This is a genomic window from Dellaglioa sp. CoH-55-MRSF-6 (assembly GCF_056782215.1).
In genome coordinates, this window is the sequence record NZ_JBXAYJ010000015.1 from 1 (window position 1) to 1,690 (window position 1,690).

Annotated in this window: 2 protein-coding genes; both read left to right on the top strand. The window is 38.3% G+C overall.

Translation table 11 applies throughout. The features are described 5' to 3' along the window. The first annotated feature begins 71 nt into the window (after positions 1–71). Positions 72–746 carry a transposase gene (locus tag AC1RPK_RS07570; RefSeq protein ID WP_481761994.1) on the top strand — a complete coding sequence of 225 codons (675 nt, stop codon included), beginning with the start codon at positions 72–74 and terminating at the stop codon, positions 744–746. Further along, a complete protein-coding gene (locus AC1RPK_RS07575) occupies positions 719–1,636 on the top strand; it encodes an IS3 family transposase (RefSeq protein ID WP_481761993.1) in 918 nt (305 codons plus the stop codon). The genes AC1RPK_RS07570 and AC1RPK_RS07575 overlap by 28 nt, the downstream gene beginning before the upstream one ends. Positions 1,637–1,690: the final 54 nt, after the last annotated feature.

Below are 1,690 nucleotides of genomic sequence, written 5' to 3' on the forward strand. Positions count from 1 at the left end.
TGTAATAATCCCTTTATGGTTGTCAGATGAAATAATATAATTTCATCCGATAATCATGGAGGGATTTTTGTATGTCCAGAGCCAAGTATTCAGCATTAGAAAAATTAACGTTTATCGAAGAATTTAGAAAGTCCGGAATGCCGAGAAGAACTTTTGCCCGAGAATACGGTATTAATAAAGATCTATTCAAACGTTGGGTCGATCGCTATGACCGCGATGGTATTGAAGGTTTACAGGAAGCGCGCCACAATAATCACTATTCAAAAGCGCTGAAATTAGAAGCGGTATTAACTTATCTAACGGGTCAATATTCACAAGCAGATGTTGCACTTAAGTTTGGTTTACGATCACAAAAACAACTATTAGACTGGGTTTCCAAGTATAATGAGGATAAAACGGTGACGGCGTCACCGTCCAAAAGGCAGGTTCCCATTATGAGTCGTAAAACTTCTTTTGAAGAACGCGTTTCAATTGTTGAATATATTACCAAAGATAAACATAGTTATAATGAAACTGCGGAACACTTCGGTGTCTCTTATCAACAAGCCCGTTCATGGGTTCTTAAGGCACGACAAGGTGGTTATGAATCACTAATCGATAATCGTGGTCACCGTAAAGATCAATCAGAACTAACAGATTTAGATAAAGCGAATCTACGGATTCACGAGTTAGAAAGCCAAATCGAAGATCAAAAATTATATGCGGCCTTTATAAAAAAATGGCAGGAACTTCAGCGCAAGGGGTGAATAAGCAAAGACGACTGGCATATCACGCGATTAAGAATGTTAGTCAAGAAAAGCATGGTGCGATAACAAAACTTATAAAAATGGTTGGCGTTAGCCGTCAGGCTTACTACAAAGGGTTAAAAAGACAAGAAACAGTTTGGGAGACACGTAATAAACAACTTAAAGAGCGAACCCAATACTGGTTTGATTTCAATCTACAAGGGATTGGTACTGGAAACATGTTGGTAAATTTACAAGCTGACACATCAATTAATTTTCCCATTACTTTCAAACAGGTTCGACGAGTTATGCGAGAACTAGGTATTCGATGTTTAGTACATCCGAAGAAGCATAATCGTGTGAAACAATCAGAACAATATATCCAAGATAATCTTCTTAATCAAAATTTTAGTGTGAGTAGACCTAACCAAGTTTGGTTGGCCGATTCAACAGAGCTTTCATATGGCATAAATGGCGAATATAAAATTCGGTTAAGTGGTGTTTTAGATCTTTATGGTCGGCGACTTTTAGCCTATAATCTAAGTCCTACAGAAACTAGTGAAGCAGAAATCCAGGTATTTCAGCAGGCCTTTTCAGGTGCTGGTAGTGTACACCCCATGGTGCACACCGATCGCGGTTCAGCTTATACCTCAAAACTATTTAATCGTTCTCTTGATCGATATGAAGTAACTAGAAGTATGTCCCGACCAGGAACGCCATACGATAACGCTCCAATGGAGCGTTGGTGGAATGAATTTAAAAATCGATGGATGGCACGTCAGCCACTGCCAAAGACCTATCAAGAACTTATGAAATTGGTTGAAGCAGGAATTGAATATTTTAATCATTACAATCGCTCAACACAAAGAAATGGCCTTACCCCAGATGAATACTGGGATAAAGCCATTTAGAAACATATTAAATTTTATATTATTTCATCCGTCAACTTGACAGGGCCTAGTACA